The sequence below is a fragment of the Bacillus sp. N1(2025) genome, assembly GCF_053470005.1.
Genome location: NZ_JBLTJB010000003.1, coordinates 170,832 through 189,285, shown reverse-complemented (window position 1 = coordinate 189,285; position 18,454 = coordinate 170,832). Strand labels below are relative to the sequence as shown.

Here is an 18,454-nt window from a genome sequence, read left to right as displayed (position 1 = left end):
GCACAATGTTGAAAAAGAAAGCGACACTACTCACAACTGCGGCTATGGCCGTTTTCCTCGCAACTGCGGGCTGCTCATCCGGACAATCGTCCAAAGGCGGACAAAACGAAAAAGTCACGCTGACCGTCTCTGCGGCAGCCAGCGCTCAGGATGCACTTGAAGAAATCCAGACCAACTACGAAAAATCTCATTCAAACGTAACCATTCAAGACAACTTCGGATCATCAGGCACATTGCAAAAACAAATTTCACAAGGCGCGGGAGCTGATTTATTCTTCTCGGCAGCCGAAGATAAATTCGAAAAGCTCGTTCATGACGGAGATATCGATAAAAAGGACAGCACGGATCTTTTGAAAAATGATCTCGTCATGATCGTGCCTGAGAAAAACAGCGCACACCTGACACATCTGAATGACCTGAAAAAAGACAGCACGGAAAAAATTGCGCTCGGCACGCCTGAATCCGTTCCGGCCGGACAATACGCCAAACAGTCATTGACGGCATTATCCCTGTGGGACAAGGTAAAAGATAAAGTCGTCTATGCAAAAGACGTTCGCCAGGTGCTTTCTTATGTTGAAACCGGAAATGTCGATGCCGGGCTTGTCTATAAAACAGACGCGCTGATTTCGAAAAAGGTGAAAATCACCGATGAAGCGCCGGCGAAAACGCACGATCCGATCGTTTATCCGCTCGGCATCGTCAAGGATACAAAGCACCGTAAAGAAGCAGAAGCGTTTTATCAGTATCTGCAGTCAGATAAAGCGATGAAAGTGTTTAAGAAATATGGATTTACTGCCAAGTAACATTACGGCTTCGGAGTTTTTCACTCCCGTCGTACTGTCGTTTCAGGTGGCTTTGACATCAGGCATCGCCGTCATCATTCTCGGGACGCTTGCCGGCGCCTGGATGGCGAAAGCGCGATTTCCCGGAAAAACGGCTGTGGAGACCCTGTTTATGCTCCCGCTCGTTCTTCCGCCTACCGTTGTCGGCTTCATTCTCATTATTATTTTCGGGAAACACAGCTTTATCGGCCGGGCGATTGAGCGGATTTTTCACCAGCCCGTCATTTTCACGTGGTCGGCCGCGGTGATCGCTTCGGCCATTGTTGCCTTCCCGCTTATGTATCAGTCCGCTAAAACGGGCTTCGCCGCGGTTGATGCCGACATCGAGGGAGCGGCGAAAGTAGACGGAGCCGGCAGATGGCAGGTGTTCACCCGTATTTCCGTCCCGCTTGCCTTTCCCTCCCTCTTGACCGGAAGCATTCTCAGTATTGCAAGGGCGCTAGGTGAATTCGGGGCGACTTTAATGTTTGCGGGAAATATTCCCGGCGTCACCCAAACGCTGCCGACAGCGATTTACGTCGCGATGGACTCCGGCAATGAAACACTCGCCTGGGTGTGGGTGATCTGTATTGTGATCATTTCTTTCCTGATGCTGTTTTTCATTCAATTGAAAAAACCCGCTTGACCGATCCGCCTTCCGCGCACCTTTCGCCGGAAGGCTTTTTGATTTAAAATCGGATGGTATATAATGAAACAAAAAACACACAAAGGGTGCGGCCATGAAGATTAATGTCATTATCGCGGATGATAATTCTTTCATCAGAGAAGGAATGAAAATCATTTTGCATACATATGAGGAATTTACTGTATCGGCAACGTTGGAAAACGGACTCGAGGCGGCAGAGTATTGTAAACACAATCCCGTCGATATCGCCTTGCTGGACGTCCGCATGCCGGTGATGAACGGTGTCGAAGCCGCAAAACGGATCGCGGAGGAAACGGATACGAAGCCGATGATCCTGACGACATTTGACGACGATGAGTATATTTTAGAAGCGATTAAAAACGGCGCGAAAGGATATTTATTAAAAAATACCGAACCGGAACGGATACGCGATGCGATCAAAAGCGTTTTCAACGGGCACAGCATTCTTCAGGACACCGTGCTGGATAAAATAAAAGACAGCCTTTTCCGGCCGGCGGAAGCAGCGCATCAGATTGATGAAAGCCAGTTTACTGAAAGAGAGCTCAGTATCATGTCGCTTATTGCGAAAGGACTGTCGAACAGGGAAATTTCAAAACAGCTTTTCATTTCTGAAGGGACGACGGCCAATTATATTTCATCTATTTTAGGGAAAACAGGGCTTGAGCACAGAACGCAGATCGCGATTTATTATATCACCGGGAAGGTGGATAACGGGCGTTGAACGGTATGGATTTTTGGATGCTGATGAGCAGACTGATCGCCATTTTTTATACGGCTTTTTTGTTCGTATCGGCAGACCGCCCTTACACGCCGTACGCCGTCTTGTTTCTGCTCGCTTATCTGTCTTTGGGCATTGCGGTCTGCATGATCAGGCCGCCCGCTTGGAGGCGCGGGATCATCCTCATGACGCTGGCATTGACCGCTTGGCTTTCCGCCTTAGGCCATCCGGCGTTTCTATTTCTTTTGCCGCCCGCCATTTTTGCCGTTCTTGCCGAATATCCGGTTCACCGCTATGTGTTCTGCCTGCTCGTGTTTTTGCCGTTTTTATTTATCTCGTACGGCGACCTTCCGACTTATATCGTCATGACCTTGTTCTGCTTGGCGATATTCGTTTTGGCCGCCCGGTCCAGCGACCGGCTGAAAAAATATGAAGAGCAGTCAGACAATATGCGCTCAAGCATTGAAAAACTGACGAAACAGCTGCACAGCAGCACAGAATATATCAAACAATCGGAGTATACCGGCAAACTCGAAGAAAGAAACAGGTTGTCCCAAGCCATCCATGACAAAATCGGCCATTCCATGACAGGCGCGCTCATTCAGATGGAAGCGGCGAAGCGGATGCTCGGCTCCCATCCGGACAAAGCGGCTGAACTGCTCCAAAACGCCATTACCATTTCCAAAGAAGGCATAGAGGATATCCGCATTACGCTTAAAAATATGAAACCGCCCGCTGAACAAATGGGCATTCACAGATTAAGAACGTTTATTGATGAATTTTCGGCCAAAAACGGGATGCCGGTTCCGTTTACGCATCAAGGCGATTTGGACAGACTGACGCAAATGCATTGGAGAGTCATTCAGGAAAACGTAACCGAAGCCTTGACCAATGCAATGAAATACGCCGATGCCACACAGATCTTCATTGATATCCATGTGCTGAACAAAGCCGTGAAAGCGGAAGTGAAAGATAACGGAAACGGCGCCGTCCGCTTTAAAAAAGGCCTCGGCATGCTCGGTATGGAAGAACGGGCGGCCGTTTTGCACGGAACCGTTATTTTTGACGGCACGGCCGGTTTTTCCGTCACGACATTGCTTCCGGTTGAATAAGTGAATGTTTTCATGTGAAAAATATGAAGATTCTCATGTCAAAGGAATGAACAGCTGCACTAACGGCCGTTCATTCTTTTTTTTATAATAAGAGCATCATAAGACATAGAGGTGGAAACATGAACATTTTGGAGCTCAAACAGCTGAGTAAGAAATTCGGTGATTATGCCGCCGTTGACCAGATGTCGCTTGCCGTAAAAGAAGGTGAGATTTTCGGGTTTCTCGGCGCAAACGGAGCCGGAAAAAGCACGACGATCAATATGATCTCAGGCCTTTTAAAACCTTCAGGCGGAGACATTCTGTTTCTCGGAAAAGATATTTTCAAATATAGCAAAGCAACGAAAATGAATATCGGCATCGTCCCTCAGGACCTCGCGATTTACGAAGAATTAAACGCCTATGAAAATGTGAAGTTCTTCGCCGGGCTGTACGGCCTGAGAGGGGCGGCTCTGAAAGAACGGGTCGAGGAAGCCCTGACATTCGTCGGCTTGAGCGATAAACACAAATATTTGCCGAAGCATTTTTCCGGCGGAATGAAGCGCAGGCTCAATATCGCCTGCGCCCTTGCCCACCGGCCGAAACTGATCATCATGGATGAACCGACGGTCGGCATTGACCCGCAATCAAGAAATTATATTCTGCAATCAGTGAAAAAGCTGAATGAAATGGGCTGCACGATCATCTACACGAGCCACTACATGGAGGAAGTAGAAGAAATATGCACGCGCATCGCCATCATCGACCACGGAAAAGTCATCGCAGAAGGCACAAAAGAACAGCTGACCTCCATCATTACCGACACGAAGGACGTCGTGATTGAGCTGTCATCCGGAAACGGCATCAGCCTCGGCGATATTCAGGAGCTGCCAGGCGTCAGAGCCGCCACACTGGAAGAAAACAGCGTGAAAATCAGCTCTGACACAGGGGTCAACAATTTAAACCGCCTGATCCGGTACTTCATGGACAAAGGAATTGAAATCCGCTCCTTGCAGGAACAGGCCCCTGACTTAGAAACGGTATTTCTCACGCTGACAGGCAGAAGCCTGCGCGACTGACCTCACTGAAAGGAGGATTGCAAATGAATATTCTGCACATCGCCGTGAAAGAAATCAAAATCAGTTTCCGCGACAGACGAACTTTTATTTTCATGCTTGCTTTTCCGATCGTCTTCATGCTGATTTTCACTGCGGCATTATCAAACGCCTTTGATTCAGAGGTGACGGTCGGGAACATCGAGGTCGTATATACGGACCAGTCAAACGGCCCTCTTTCTCATGATTTTACTAAGTTTATGAAAGCCGCAAAAAAAGAGCATGTCTATTTTCAAAAAGCGGCCACGGAGGCAAAAGGCAAAAACGAGGTTCGAGAAAATCAGGCGGATGCTTTCGTCACTGTAAAAAACACCGGTTTTCAAGTCTATACAAATGACCGGAGCGGCATAAACGGCACGATTGTCCAAGGTATGCTGACCGCTTTTACCAATCAATACAAAGCAGGCGCCGCCGCTTACAAGGCGCATAAGGCACCTTCCGCCGGACAAATCAAAAGCGATTATATGAAGCAGACGTCTTTACACAAAGCGAAAGAACCGAAAGCGAAAGATTTTTACGCGATATCCATGACGACGATGATCGGGCTGTACGCCTCGATTTTTGCAAGCACCTTATTCCGCGGGGAAAGAATACGGCACACCGCGGATCGCCTGATCGCCGCCCCGCTCCGGAAAAGCGATATCTTTCTCGGAAAGATGCTCGGCATTTTGGCTGTGAATGTTCTGACGATTCTTGCCGTTGTCGCCTTCAGCAAATTTATCTTAAAAGCGAATTGGGGCAGCCACATGGGCCTTGTGCTTCTGATTCTCGTTTCTGAAATTCTTTTGGCCGTCAGCTTCGGGCTCAGCCTGAGCTATTTGACCAGAAAACCCGAAAGCGCCAGATTAATCACCGTCATCATCGTTCAGGTGATGTCCATTATCGGCGGCGCCTATTACAAATATGAAGGCGGAGGAATTTCCGTCCTGTCGCCCTTATCATGGATCAATAAGGCGATTAACAACATCATTTACGCAAATGATGTATCAGCGGCATGGCCTGCACTCGGTTTAAATACAGCATTGGCGGCACTCTTTTTGCTGATCGCCGCATTTACGTTTCAAAGACGGGAGGGATTGTAATATGAAAAACTTCTGGTGGCTGTTTGCACACACTCTCAAAGGGATTACAAAAAGCAAAAAACAGCTTATTCTTTATATCGGGGCTCCGCTGATCGGCGTCTTCCTCTCCTTCATGACCAATGCCAACGGCGGAGCCGAAACGCTCAATATCGGCATTCTCAATCAGGACGGCGGAGAAGTGGCACAGGATACGGTCACGTTTTTAAAAGGACTGGATCATGTGAAGATTTCGGAGGAAACGGCTGCGTCCGCCACATCCAAGATCGCTTCAGGAAAAATGGAGGCGCTCATTACGTTTGAAAAAGGCTTCTCCCAAAGCGTAAAAGACGGGAAACCGGCTCACATCGGCATGACCTCGCTGAAAGGCGCCCAGGTCACCGGATATGTCAGCTCTTATTTGTACAATTATATGAACAGCGCCGCCTCAATCGGCAAATCTTCCGGCGGGGACGCAAAGGCCTTTCAGGCGATGTACGCCGATTTCAAGCATTCTCCGATTCAAACGGAGTCCGCTGTTTTACAAGATACATCGAACCATAAAGAAATGACTTACTCAGTCATCGGGTATCTCATTATCATTATGCTCTATTCCGCCGGCAACCTGACGGAACTGATGATTAAAGAGCGGGAAAACAGGACGTACTACAGGCTTCTGTCAACGCCGATCACATCAAAGCAGTATGTACTGGCAAACGCGGCGGTGAATATCATTATCATGGCCGTCCAAATTCTATTCGCCGTTCTCTTTATGGGCGCCGCTTTTCATATTCATCCGTCATTCCCGCTGTGGCAGCTGTTCGTCCTGATGATGCTGTTTGCATTAAGCGCGATCGGAATCGCCTTTATTGCCGTCGGTTTTTCCAACAGCAGCGCTTCAACATCGGCGCTTTTGAATTTGATCGTCGTGCCGACATGCTTGCTCGCCGGCTGCTTCTTTCCGAGCAATATTATGCCGAAAACGGTGCAGACAATCGCCGAATTTCTGCCTCAGCGCTGGGTGCTCGATACGGTCGATCAATTGCAGCACGGCCGCACGCTCCAAAGCCTGATGCTGAACATCATCATTTTGGGAGCCTTCGCCGCCGCCCTGTTATTAATAGCCGCATACAGGTTCAGCGTAAAACGTCAGACACAGACATTTATGTAAAGAAAAACAGCCCCGTAAAGGGCTGTTTTTTCTTAGAACAGAAGCTCGTCCGGATTCGGGCCGACACGCTCGTCTTTGTTCAATGCGCTGATCTTTTCCATTTCTTCCTGTGACAGTTCGAAATCAAAAATATCGGCATTTTCTATGATGCGGTGCTCTTTAATGGATTTCGGAATGGTAACGACTTCGTTCTGAAGATCCCAGCGCAAAATCACTTGAGCAACTGATTTGTTATGTTTTTCCGCAATTTGTGACAGCACTTCGTTATCGAGGAGCTGTCCCTGCATCAATGGAGACCAAGCTTCCACTTGAATGCCCTGCGCTTTGCAGAAATCTCTTACTTCTTTTTGAGTCAGGCGCGGGTGGAATTCAATCTGGTTGACCATCGGCTTGATTTCAGCATCTTTCAGCAGCTCTTCTAAATGATGCACTTGGAAGTTGCTGACGCCGATGGCGCGGATTTTGCCGTCTTTGTACAGCTTTTCAAGAGCGCGCCATGTGTCTTTATATTTATCCTTGCCCGGCCAGTGAATCAGGTAAAGGTCGAGGTAATCGAGGCCGAGGCGCTCAAGGCTTTTCTCAAACGCGTCAAGTGTCGTTTCGTATCCTTGATCTTCATTCCACACTTTTGACGTGATGAACAGCTCTTCTCTGGCAACGCCCGCAGCTCTGATGCCTTCGCCGACACCCTCTTCATTTTTATAAATAGCCGCCGTATCAATGCTGCGGTAGCCGTTTCTGATTGCCGCTTCGACGGAGTCCGCCGCTACGCTTCCGTTTTCCACCTTGAAGACGCCAAGGCCGAACCACGGCATTTCAACGCCATTATGAAGCTTTACAGTATCTTTTAAGCTTTTTGCCACGTTGAACCATCCTTTCTAGTCATTATGTAAACGGTTATTATTATCTCACATTTCCGCCGTAAGAAACCAATTATACGCTCATCGTTATCACAAAAACCATCTTTAGTGCCCAAGCACCACTGCCGTTATTATTTTCCTATTTTTCAAAAATTCCGGTTAACCGGGTAACTGTCCGGGTAAATCGCTACTGTAGCCACCACACAATTGAAGGAGGAAATCATATGAAACGTATGCGTATCCCGATGTCCGTTGCCCTTGGCGCCGCTTTGTCTCTGACTCCTCTGTCCTTTGTATCCGCAAAAGAAACCCCGGTCCCTCAAAACATGGCACAGCAATCATCAGATGTCTCAGCAAAAGATGTCGGATTAAACATTGACGTTGACCTGCTCGGCATCGGCAATTCGATTGCTGACGCGATTAAGTCGGCGCAAAACCGTGACGGCTTCGTCAAAAACTTAATGGAATCTTCATTCTACGCTTCCGGACAAAAATATAACGTCATGGTGTTTAATTTAAGCCAGGAATATGAAGATCATTTTAACGGCGTTCAGTTTTACGGTTCCGCCGTTTATGACGGCATCACGTACGGCATTTGGGTGTTTGAAGACGGAAGCTTCACCAATAAAGGTGATGGCGGCTGGATCAACTGGGCCTTCAGAGGCTGGTTTGACCGCGACGGCGATCACGTCGAATTCCATCGTCCGTAATCAAAAAAAGTCCGGCGAACAGATGCCGGACTTTTTTTATTCACCTCCGTCAAGCATGGCCGCTTCCACATCATTGATGTATTGGCGAAGCTCATGTGACATATCGCGGGAAATTTCCCGCTCTTCGAATAATGTTTGGATTTCGTTGCGGATGGCCTGCACGGCCCGCAGTTTGATTTCGAGTTTTTGATTTTCAAAACGGCGGCTCGGACTCTGTTCGTGATACGAGTGCCCCAGCCTGAAAATCAAGTGATTGTAAAAGGAAATGACGGCAAGCGTCACATCTTTATTTTCTTCAGTCATGTGTTTTTTCAGGCTTTCAATGGCCGCTTTTGCCGTTTTAACCCTCGTGGTGCGGATGAGGCCTTCTTCATTTAAAATCGACATTTCCGGCTTTTTTTGTTCACCGAAAAAGATCCAGTACATCAGGCGTTTCAGCTTTTTCTTAGATAAGCCGACTTTAAACGGATTCGTATACAGCACTTCCAGTTCATCAAACCGTTCCTGAAGGCTGTCAGCCGTTTCTTCCGGTATGTCGCCCCGCTCAATCAGCCGCAGCAATTCTTCCTGTTCAGCCTGTATCCCTTGGGCGCGGACTTTCCGCTCATCTTTTTTCGTGCGGTTTTTGACGGTGAACTGCTGAAACCTGAGATTTTTCATTTTCTCATTGTATTCGGCAATGACCGCAAAAGAAGCCGTTTTGTTTGTCTCATTCATATTTTCTTTAATGGCGGTTAAGGCAGCTTTTATCAGCTTCCGTCTCGCTGTCAGCAATTTGACTTTCTTCTCTTTCACATTGTCTTCCGGCTTATCTGTCAAAATCGGCAGTACGATTGTCGCCAGCACCAATGTGCACATAATAACGCCCGCGGCTAAAAAGAGAATCAAATTCCGTTCAGGAAACGGCGAGCCGTCAGAGAGCACGTAAGGAATGGAAAAGGAACCCGCAAGCGTGACCGCTCCCCTGACGCCTGAAACCGAAATCAGCAGGGTCGAGCGCAGGCCGGGTTTATAAATACTCTGATCCTTGTTAAAAAACCACTTGCCGTTCCAAAAAAACAGCACCCACAAAAACCTGAGAATCATTAACGTCAGCGTAATGACGATAATGTACCCGATGACCATCATATTGTTAAACGCGGTATCATTAAAGATGACAGAAACCACATCCGGTATTTGCGCACCTAAAATAACGAAAACAAGACCGTTCAGAATGAACAAAATAATATTCCACGTACTTGAAGAGACGATTTGCAGTTTGACCATCGTTGATTCAAGACGGTCCTGCTCCACCGCATGCGTGATGCCGCCGGCCACAACCGCTAAAATGCCGGAAACGCCGATTTCTTCAGCCGCGAGATAGATGACGAACGGCGTCAGAATTTGAATCAGCATATGCATCGTGACATCCTGCATGCCGAGGCGGCGCAAAAACAGCCGGAAACGGATAATCAAAAAAGAAATGACGACACCGCTGAGTAAACCTCCGGCTGAAATCAGAACGAAACTGAAGGCGGCCTGCGCCAGCGAAAATGCGCCCGTCACGGCTGCCGCAATCGCAAATTTAAAAGCGACCAGGCCGGATGCGTCATTCATCAGTCCTTCTCCTTCAAGGAGACGCAGAATGCCTTTTGGCATCTTCACTCGCCCTGACAGCGCGCTGACCGCGACAACGTCAGTCGGTGACAGTATCGCCGCCAGCCCGAACGCGGCAGCCAGCGGAATGCTCGGAATCATCCAATGAATCGTGTAACCGCCGACAATCACCGTGGCAAACACGAGCCCGAGCGCAAGCAGCAAAATCGGCGCCCTTAAATTCCAAAGTTCCGCACGCGGCGTCCGTTTTCCATCGTTAAAAAGCAGCGGAGCGATAAACAAAACAAAAAACAATTCGGTATTCAGTTCAAAATGAAGCCCCTGCGGAAATGACGCCGCAATGATACCGAGCGCCACCTGAATCAGAGGCACCGGGATAAAGGGGACAAACCGATTTACGATATTTGAGATCGCGATGATGGTTAAAAGTACGAGTACGACTAAAAATATGTCCAAAGCATGACCTCCTTCATCTGCTGCATCATATCATTATTGCCTGTTCTCTGCCTTTGCCAAAGGCCGGAGCCGATGATCGGGCAGATTCAATATATTTTCCGCACGCAACCATTCTTCTTTTATTTTACCCGTTTTTATTTAAAATTTCTCATAACGTGCTCACGGCGAACTTTTTTGCCTTCAGCTACATTTTTTCCGGAAAAAGAAAAAGCCTGTTTTCTCTGAAAACAGGCTTTTTCGCAAGCTGCGTCATCTGTTTCATGACGCGGTGCAGCGTTTATGCTGCTTAGTAAAGGATAGAGAACGCACCGTCAGTGTGTCTCTATCCTTAGCTCATCTTATTCGTGAAAATTCGTGCCGTCTGTCGTCGCTTTAATGATGCCCGCGCGGATGACGAAATCGCCGAAGTGTTCGCCTTCCTCACGCTCTTTCGCGTAGCGCGGGAGAATAGTGCGAAGCTCACTCAGGATTTCCTCTTCACCGATATTTTCCCGGTACATTTTGCTCAAACGGCTGCCGTCAAACGCCGCTCCTAAATACATATTATATTTTCCGGGCGCCTTTCCGATAAATCCGATTTCGCCGAGCGCATGGCGGGCGCAGCCATTCGGGCACCCGGTCATACGGATGGTGATTTCTTCATCCCGCAGCCCGTTTTCGTCAACAATGTCTTCAATCTTATCAATCAATTTCGGCAGATACCGCTCGGCTTCGGCCATGGCGAGCCCGCATGTCGGAAGCGCGACGCAAGCCATTGAACTGCGGCGGAGGGCGGAATGCTGCCGGCCGTCTGTCAGACCGTATTGTTCGATTAATGCGCTGATTTGTTTCTTTTTCTGGCTCGAGACATTGCCGATAATCAGGTTTTGATTAGAAGTGAGACGGAAATCTCCCGTATGGACTTTGGCGATTTCACGCAATCCCGTCATCAGCTTGTAATTCTCATAGTCCGTGACGCGGCCGCCTTCGATAAACATTGTAAAGTGCCATTTCCCTTTTACACCCTTCACCCATCCGTAACGGTCGCCGTTATGGTCAAAATGATAAGGTTTCGCTTCATCCAGCTGCCAGCCGAGGCGGTTTTCCAGCTCGGCTTTTACGTTTTCCAGCCCGAGACGGTCAACGGTGTACTTGAATCTGGCATTCTTTCTGACGGAACGGTTTCCGTAATCGCGCTGAATCGTAATGGTTTTTTCCGCTACATCATACAGCTGCTCCGGTTTGCAGAAGCCGATGACTTTTGAAAGCTGCGGATAAGTGGCCGTATCGCCGTGCGTCATTCCCATACCGCCGCCGATTGCCACGTTGAATCCGATAAGACGGCCTTCCTCCACGATGGCAATGAAGCCGAGATCTTGAGAAAAGACATCGATATCATTGGACGGAGGCACGGCGATTCCGATTTTGAATTTCCGCGGCAGGTACAGCGGCCCGTACATCGGTTCCGTTTCCGTGTCAGGAGTGCCCGCCACACGTTCCTCATCAAGCCAGATTTCATGATAGGCTCTCGTGCGCGGAAGAAGGTCATCGCTCAATTTCTTCGACCATTCGTATACTTCCGCATGAATTTCAGACTGGTACGGGTTTGAAGCGCACATGACGTTTCGGTTGACATCTCCGCAGGCCGCAATGGTATCAAGCAGCGCCGCATTGATTTTCTGAATCGTTTTTTTCATGTTCCATTTTAAAATTCCGTGCATTTGGAACGTTTCACGCGTTGTCAGCTTCAATGTATTGTTTCCGTATTTTTGCGCCAGTTCATCCATGACAAGCCATTGTTCCGGAGTTGAAACGCCGCCTGGCATCCGAACGCGCAGCATGAACTGATAAGCCGGTTCAAGCTTTTGTTTTTGACGCTCATTACGGAGATCGCGGTCATCCTGCAAGTAGCTTCCGTGATGCTTCATCAGCCGGTTGTCTTCGTCCGGGATGCCGGCTGAAATCCGGTCGAGCATGACTTCTTTCAATGTGCCGCGCAAATAATCGCTTTTTTCTTTAATTTCCTCAACATCACTTGGAGGGCCTTCCGGCGCTTTTAAAATGTTGTTCACCATGCTGAATAAGCTCCTTTCAAACCAAAATCAATATACGTCACGCTGATAGCGTTTTTTCTGCTGCATGTCTGCCAGGAAGCTTTCCGCTTTTTCACGGCTCATGCCGCCTTCTTCCTGAATGATATCGAGAAGCGCCTGGTGCACGTCATGCGCCATATGCTGTTCATCACCGCAGATGTATACGGCGGCTCCCTGCTGCAGCCATTCATACAGCTCTTTGCTTTGTTCTTTCATGCGGTGCTGCACATATACCTTTTCCTCCGAATCCCGAGAAAAAGCGACGTCCATTTTTGTGAGAACACCGTTTTGCAGCCATTTTTGCCATTCCGTCTGGTACAGAAAATCAGTGACAAAGTGCTGATCCCCGAAAAACAGCCATGTTTTCCCCTCAGCTCCGGTTTCTTCACGCTCCTGCATAAAGGAACGGAACGGCGCGATGCCTGTCCCCGGCCCGACCATAATGACCGGTGTATCCGGATTTTCCGGCAGCTTGAAGTTTTGGTTGTGCTGAATGTAAATCGGAAGCGTATCTCCCGGCTGGAGTCTTTCCGCACAAAGAATGCTGCAGACGCCTTTTCGTTCTCTGCCGTGCGCGTCATATCTGACCGCTCCGATTGTCAGATGCACCTCTTCCGGATTCGCTTCTAAACTGCTTGCGATCGAATAGAGCCGGGCCGGCATTTTACGCAGGATGGAAAGAAAGTCTTCCGCGGAAGCTTCCCACGGACCGAAATCCCGGACGAGATCAAGCAGATCACGGCCGTTGATGTATGCTTTCAACTGCTCTTCGTTTCCTTCGGCCAGAAGTTCACTCAGCTTTTGGTCAGCCGTAAACTGTGCGGCCTTTTGCAGGAACGGTTTTGTTAAGACGGTTATTTCAAAATGAGAAGTAAGCGCATCTTTCAGCGGGAGGCGCTCTCCTTGTTTATTCACCGCCACTTCCTGTTTCGGGTCCCATTTCAGCTCATTGATCAGCTCATCCACGAGCGCCGGATCATTTTCCGGATAGATGCCGAGGCTGTCTCCGGGCTGATACGCGAGGCCCGATCCTTCAAGCGAAAGCTCGAGATGGCGTGTTTCTTTATTCGAACCGCGTCCGTTCAGATTGATGTTCTCAAGAACCTCCGCCCGAAACGGATTCGTTCTAGAATAAACGGATTCACCGAGAGCCGGCGTCTCGGCAGGCGCTTCGGCTGTTTGATTTCCCGCTCCTTCATTCAAACCGCCGATGACCGCGTCAAGCCATTCCGAAAACGGCTCATCATAATCAAGATCGCAATCAACCCGCGGCGCAAGCTGGGTGCCGCCGAGCTCTTGAAGACGCTCGTCAAACTCTTTCCCGGTCTGGCAGAAAAATTCATACGAGCTGTCCCCGAGCGCCAAAACGGAATAACGGAGCGCTTCAAGCTTCGGCGCGCGTCTGCCGTGAAGAAATTCATGAAAGGCCAGCGCGTTATCCGGCGGATCGCCTTCTCCGTGCGTGCTCACCACGATCAGTAAATTGTTTACTTTTTTCAGATTATTCGGCTTAAAATCGTTCATCGACGCGACGGTGACCTGGAATCCCCGTTCCTCAAGCGTCTTTACCGTCTGTTTCGCAAGACCTTCCGCATTTCCCGTTTGCGATCCGTATAATACGGTCACTTCTCTTGAGACTGCCGGGCTTTCTGCTGGAGCCTGAGCAGCGGGTGCGGCTGTTTCACCGGATTCGGACCGGGCCGCAGCCAAATAACCGCTCAGCCAGATTTTCTGTGATTCTGTCAAGGTCGGCAGAAGGCGGTTAAGGAGCTCTGCCTGCTCCTGATTAAACGGACTGTTCATGACCTGAAGTTGCAACGATATCCACCTCACAAGGAATTAAACGTAACGTACGTTATTTCTATAGGAATTGTCAAAATAATATTCTAATTGAAACTTTACCGAAAGTTTGTATGTAAGTAAAATATATAATCATGATGACAATGATTAAGATTACTAATGATAAAAAGCCCTTTGCACTTGGCAAAGGGCTTACACGAATAAGCCGGCGGGCACTTCTTTTATAAAAGGAGAGGGTTCTCCCGGAGACAATACGGTCAGATGATGCATCGCCCGCGTACAGGCCGTATATAACAACTTACGGTCATGTTCGCTTTTGTACTGGGCAGCAGAGGCGTCAGCGGCAATGACGGCGTCAAACTCAATGCCTTTTGCCAAATACACGGGAATGACGCATACCCCTTTTTGAAAAGGCTGGTTTTCTTTATTGATCAAGCGGACACCGCTCCCGGCGCTGACCGCCTGAAACACTTTTTTGGCTTCCGCGGCCGTTTTGCAGATGACGGCGACCGTCTCCCAGCCTTTTTGTCTGAGCTCCCGGATTGTATCCGCCAATTGTTCCTGCCGCGCATTTTCTGTATCCGTCCGCAAAACACGCGGTTTTTCCCCGTTCCGGTTAAAAGGCTCAATGTCATCGCCGTCAGCCAGCAGCGCTTTCGTAAATTCAACAATCTGCCGCGTCGATCTGTAAGTCCGTTTCAGGCTGACATACTTTTCTGCACCATTGCGAAAGCAGCCGGCGAGGGAAGAAGGGCCCGTAATGGTGTGGGCATAAATCGCCTGGCTGACATCACCGAGCACCGTCATCTTTGCCGCTGGGAAGATGCTCTGAATATACGTGAGCTGAAATGGGGAATAATCCTGCGCTTCATCAATGAAGACGTGCTTCATTTGTGTGTTTTTTCTTTTTCCTTCTAACAGATCCTGAAAATACAGATACGGAGCGGCATCTTCATACGGAAGTGACCGTTCTGCAAATGCGTTTCTGGTCAAAGCGCCGATGCTCTCCCAATGATCGGGCTTTTCATCAGCTCCCCAGTCTGAAAACAGCCCGAGATACATCCGTTTTATATCGAGAAAGCCGAGCCGTCTGACGGCCTGCTTAATCGATTTAAAGGCTTTGCCGACAATAATGGCGCCAAGCAGCCGCTGTTCGCGCTGATGGTCGTCAAATGCAGGTTCATCATCTGCCGCCTGCTTCTTGAGTGTTTGATAAACCTCAGCATAGTCTTCCTTATCAAGCAGCTCGCTCTCCTGCAAGACCCATTCCTTCTTACGCTCCTTTTTTTCGAGAGCGCTGATTTCCGCGAGAAGCCATTCCGCCGTCAGCTCCGCTCTGTTCGGAATCGGCAGCTGCTGATCAAGCGAATAAAAATAGTCTTCAATCCGCTCTTTTGAAATCAGGATGTCTCCCCGGAAGCTGATCTGTTTACACATCAGGCCCGAGCCGGAAAGCGAGCCGGCATAGCGGTCAATCATGGCCTGGAAAGCTGATGATGCTTTGTAAGCAATGGCTGCGATCCTTACGGAAAGTGCGTCCTGGTTTTGTTCAGTCAGGCAATATTCAAGCTGCTCGTACGGGCTTTCACAATCAAACTTTCGTCCGAGCCGGCGGATGATATATTCCTGAAAGGTGGCCTGCTCCATATTCTCTTCTCCCAATTCCGGCAATACGGCGGACACATAACTGTTGAACAAAATGTTCGGGGAAAACAATACAATCTGACGGGCATCAAGCACCCCGCGCCCGCGGTACAGCAAATAAGCGGCCCGCTGAAGCGCTGCGGATGTTTTCCCGCTTCCGGCAGCTCCCTGAACGATGAGATATTTACTTTTTTCATCCCGGATGATTTCGTTCTGTTCTTTTTGGATGGTTGACACGATGTTTTTCATATGCTGTCCGGAATGGCCGCTCAGCACCTCTTGCAGCATTTCGTCACCAATCGTCATATCCGTATTAAACATCGCTTTAAGCGTCCCGTTTTTAATGATAAACTGCCGCTTCAGTGTGATGTCTCCCTCTATCGTTTCTTCCGGAACTTCATAGCGGGCTTTTCCCGGGGAATATTGATAGTAAAGAGATGAGATGGGCGCGCGCCAATCGTAAATGAGAAATTGCTCGTTGTTTTCATCCATCAAAGAAGTCAGCCCGATATAAATCCGCTCGGAAGAGGACTCCCCTTTTTCCGTAAAATCGACACGGCCGAAGTAAGGAGAGGTTTTCAGCTTTTGGATTTTTTGAAGCTGCCGATATTGAAGCCGATGCGTCCGTTCACGTTCTGAAAGCATTTCTGCCTGCTGTTTAATGCTTGAAAATGTCTCAGCCGCTTCGTGGGCATCATCCATATTCACGGTGACATCATCCCAAAACGTTTTTCTCAAGCCCACAATATCCTGCTTCAATCCGCCCGATGAGGCTTCAAGATGAGTTTGTTTCTGTTCCAGTTCCTTCATGACAAAATTGATTCTTTCCTGCTCTTCTTTCCACTCTTTATCACGTTTTGCCATCAGCGGCACCTCCGACATCAAGCTGACAAATCCGGCTTTCATCATACAAACATATATGCAACATATTATTCAGCATTATGGTCAAATACCCTTTTTCTTATCATATCGGGCGTCTTTTTTTATCAGAAGCCGTTATGAAAAAAAACCGATTTCTTTTGTGAAATCGGTTTTTTTACTGATCTATATGATAGGAACGATTCGGCAGGCGCCACCTGAACACATAACTGCAGATGCGGCATGCCACAAGCACAAGAAACAGCACATACAAACCGGCGGCATCCCCGGCCCAGCCGAGGCCCACGATTAACCCTCCGAGCGCGGCCCAGACCGCGTAAATTTCCGCTTTCAGCACAAGCGGCTTTCGTCCGGCAAGAAGATCCCGTATGATGCCGCCCCCGCTGCCGGTCAGGACCGCTGCCGCAATCACCGCACTGAGCGGATGGCCCATTTTCACGGCATATAAAGCGCCTTGGATGGCAAACGCCGAAAGCCCGATGGCATCGGATAGGTTGCCCCATTTACTCCAATGCCTTAACAGCAGCTTCGGAAACAAAAAGACAATCGTAACTGATGCGAGAGCGATTTGAAAAAACGCGCCTTGCTCCCACAAGGCGGAGACCGGAACACCGATCAGCAGATTTCGGATGGCTCCTCCGCCGAACGCCGTTACAATCCCCAAAATATACACGCCTAAAATATCATACTCCTCTTCCATCGCAACAATCGCTCCGCTGACCGCAAACGCAATGATGCCGATTACACTAAGCAGCTCCCAGGCCATTCCATATGCTCCTTTTTATTTGTTAAATTTTCTGACGACCATTAGATTTTATAATCGCTTTCTCTTAAAATCAACCTTATTTTTGAAAGATTCTGATTCCTAATCCGGGACAACCTCACCCGCAACGGCTGAGAGCGAGAGTATTTTCCTATTTTATACTTTAATGGAAGGTTTATTAGAAGTTTCATTGAATACTTTCTCTAACAAAAAGGGGGTTATGAGATGAAAATCAGTTCACTTGTTTTTCCTGTTTTATTGGCCGCCGGATTAATTCCCGGCCTGCCGTCAGCCGAAAGCCATACACATTCGCACACTCATGCGGAGCCGGCGAAAACGGTGTATACGAACCCGCTTCCGAAAGCCGATCATTTTAAAGATCTGAAGGGCCCGGTCCAAGTTGAACAGACGGTTGACACAAAAATTCTGGATGAAAACGGCAAGCAGGTCGGCACGAAACGATTTAATGCCAATGTCAGTCAGGATAAAGCCTCAACTAAAGCCGGTACGGGCAGCCAGAAGGTCAGAGTGCTGGCGGTGGCGGACGCTGAATACCGCGCCAAATACAGCGACTGGCAAACGCGAATCGTCCAGATCGTGGAGCAGGCGGATGTCGCTTTTAACCGTGATCACAACATTGATTTCGTCGTACAGGCCGTGCAGGCTTGGAATTCTTCCGGCTCAAACAGTTCTCAGATTTTATCGAATCTCCAAGGCAGCTTCAGAAATCAAAATTATCATTTTGTCGTCGGTTTTACCGCAAAATCAAGTTTTGACGCCGGCGGTATCGCGTATGTATATAACGGCAAACCGAGCGGCCCTGCTTTCAGCGTGAACCTTGATCAAGGAACGGCCAACACGGCGAAAGCGGCACAGCACGAGTTTTCCCATAACTTCGGACTTCAGCATGACGCCCAAGGCAGCGGCATCCGCTGCGTCATGAATTATGATTATGCCTATTCCGTGGATATTTGGGACAGCTCCCATAACAGACAGATTGAGACAAACAAAGCTTGGTACAAATAATAGAAAAAGA

The 18,454-nt window shown here is 48.7% G+C and carries 15 protein-coding genes; 9 read left to right on the top strand and 6 right to left on the bottom strand.

Going from position 1 to position 18,454, the window contains the following annotated elements; translation table 11 throughout:
• The first annotated feature begins 5 nt into the window (after positions 1–5).
• The 7 genes from modA (at position 6) to ACNFN4_RS08655 (ending at position 6,638) form a co-directional block, all read left to right on the top strand.
• Complete coding sequence (modA, locus tag ACNFN4_RS08685; protein WP_182071997.1) at positions 6–803, top strand: molybdate ABC transporter substrate-binding protein; 798 nt, start codon at positions 6–8, stop codon at positions 801–803.
• A complete protein-coding gene (modB, locus tag ACNFN4_RS08680; RefSeq protein ID WP_020956333.1) occupies positions 784–1,467 on the top strand; it encodes a molybdate ABC transporter permease subunit in 684 nt (227 codons plus the stop codon). The genes modA and modB overlap by 20 nt, the downstream gene beginning before the upstream one ends.
• A gap of 94 nt (positions 1,468–1,561) precedes the next feature.
• Positions 1,562–2,209 (top strand): response regulator transcription factor, encoded by a 648-nt coding sequence (locus ACNFN4_RS08675; protein WP_007410028.1) that lies wholly within the window; start codon positions 1,562–1,564, stop codon positions 2,207–2,209.
• Positions 2,206–3,318, top strand: a complete 1,113-nt coding sequence (locus ACNFN4_RS08670) for a sensor histidine kinase (protein ID WP_182071999.1) — start codon at positions 2,206–2,208, stop codon at positions 3,316–3,318. Before ACNFN4_RS08675 ends, ACNFN4_RS08670 begins: the two co-directional genes overlap by 4 nt.
• 119 nt (positions 3,319–3,437) lie before the next feature.
• Positions 3,438–4,373 (top strand): ABC transporter ATP-binding protein, encoded by a 936-nt coding sequence (locus tag ACNFN4_RS08665; RefSeq protein WP_020956334.1) that lies wholly within the window; start codon positions 3,438–3,440, stop codon positions 4,371–4,373.
• A gap of 23 nt (positions 4,374–4,396) precedes the next feature.
• A complete protein-coding gene (locus tag ACNFN4_RS08660; protein ID WP_182072001.1) occupies positions 4,397–5,491 on the top strand; it encodes an ABC transporter permease in 1,095 nt (364 codons plus the stop codon).
• Between the two features lies 1 nt (position 5,492).
• Complete coding sequence (locus ACNFN4_RS08655; RefSeq protein WP_053285154.1) at positions 5,493–6,638, top strand: ABC transporter permease; 1,146 nt, start codon at positions 5,493–5,495, stop codon at positions 6,636–6,638.
• 32 nt (positions 6,639–6,670) lie between these two features.
• Here ACNFN4_RS08655 and ACNFN4_RS08650 read toward each other — a convergent pair whose 3' ends face one another.
• Positions 6,671–7,501, bottom strand: a complete 831-nt coding sequence (locus tag ACNFN4_RS08650) for an aldo/keto reductase (RefSeq protein WP_007410023.1) — start codon at positions 7,499–7,501, stop codon at positions 6,671–6,673.
• A gap of 221 nt (positions 7,502–7,722) precedes the next feature.
• On the opposite strand from ACNFN4_RS08650, the gene ACNFN4_RS08645 reads away from it, so the two are divergent.
• Positions 7,723–8,208 carry a hypothetical protein gene (locus tag ACNFN4_RS08645; protein WP_007613741.1) on the top strand — a complete coding sequence of 162 codons (486 nt, stop codon included), beginning with the start codon at positions 7,723–7,725 and terminating at the stop codon, positions 8,206–8,208.
• A gap of 36 nt (positions 8,209–8,244) precedes the next feature.
• Here the strand turns inward: ACNFN4_RS08645 and ACNFN4_RS08640 are convergent, their stop codons facing one another.
• From ACNFN4_RS08640 to ACNFN4_RS08620, 5 genes are all read right to left on the bottom strand, one after another.
• On the bottom strand, positions 8,245–10,260 hold the full coding sequence (locus tag ACNFN4_RS08640) for a Na+/H+ antiporter (protein WP_007613743.1): 2,016 nt from the start codon (positions 10,258–10,260) through the stop codon (positions 8,245–8,247).
• Positions 10,261–10,598: 338 nt separating this feature from the next.
• On the bottom strand, positions 10,599–12,314 hold the full coding sequence (gene cysI, locus ACNFN4_RS08635; RefSeq protein ID WP_025649282.1) for an assimilatory sulfite reductase (NADPH) hemoprotein subunit: 1,716 nt from the start codon (positions 12,312–12,314) through the stop codon (positions 10,599–10,601).
• 27 nt (positions 12,315–12,341) lie between these two features.
• A complete protein-coding gene (locus ACNFN4_RS08630; protein ID WP_022553786.1) occupies positions 12,342–14,150 on the bottom strand; it encodes an assimilatory sulfite reductase (NADPH) flavoprotein subunit in 1,809 nt (602 codons plus the stop codon).
• 174 nt (positions 14,151–14,324) lie between these two features.
• Complete coding sequence (gene helD, locus ACNFN4_RS08625) at positions 14,325–16,640, bottom strand: RNA polymerase recycling motor HelD (protein ID WP_448200118.1); 2,316 nt, start codon at positions 16,638–16,640, stop codon at positions 14,325–14,327.
• A 172-nt stretch (positions 16,641–16,812) separates the two neighbouring features.
• Positions 16,813–17,421, bottom strand: coding sequence for a trimeric intracellular cation channel family protein (locus tag ACNFN4_RS08620; protein WP_007410017.1), 609 nt, complete (start codon positions 17,419–17,421; stop codon positions 16,813–16,815).
• Positions 17,422–17,643: 222 nt separating this feature from the next.
• Here ACNFN4_RS08620 and ACNFN4_RS08615 point away from each other — a divergent pair, with 222 nt between their 5' ends.
• Positions 17,644–18,444, top strand: coding sequence for a zinc-dependent metalloprotease (locus ACNFN4_RS08615; protein ID WP_029973578.1), 801 nt, complete (start codon positions 17,644–17,646; stop codon positions 18,442–18,444).
• Positions 18,445–18,454 lie beyond the last annotated feature (10 nt).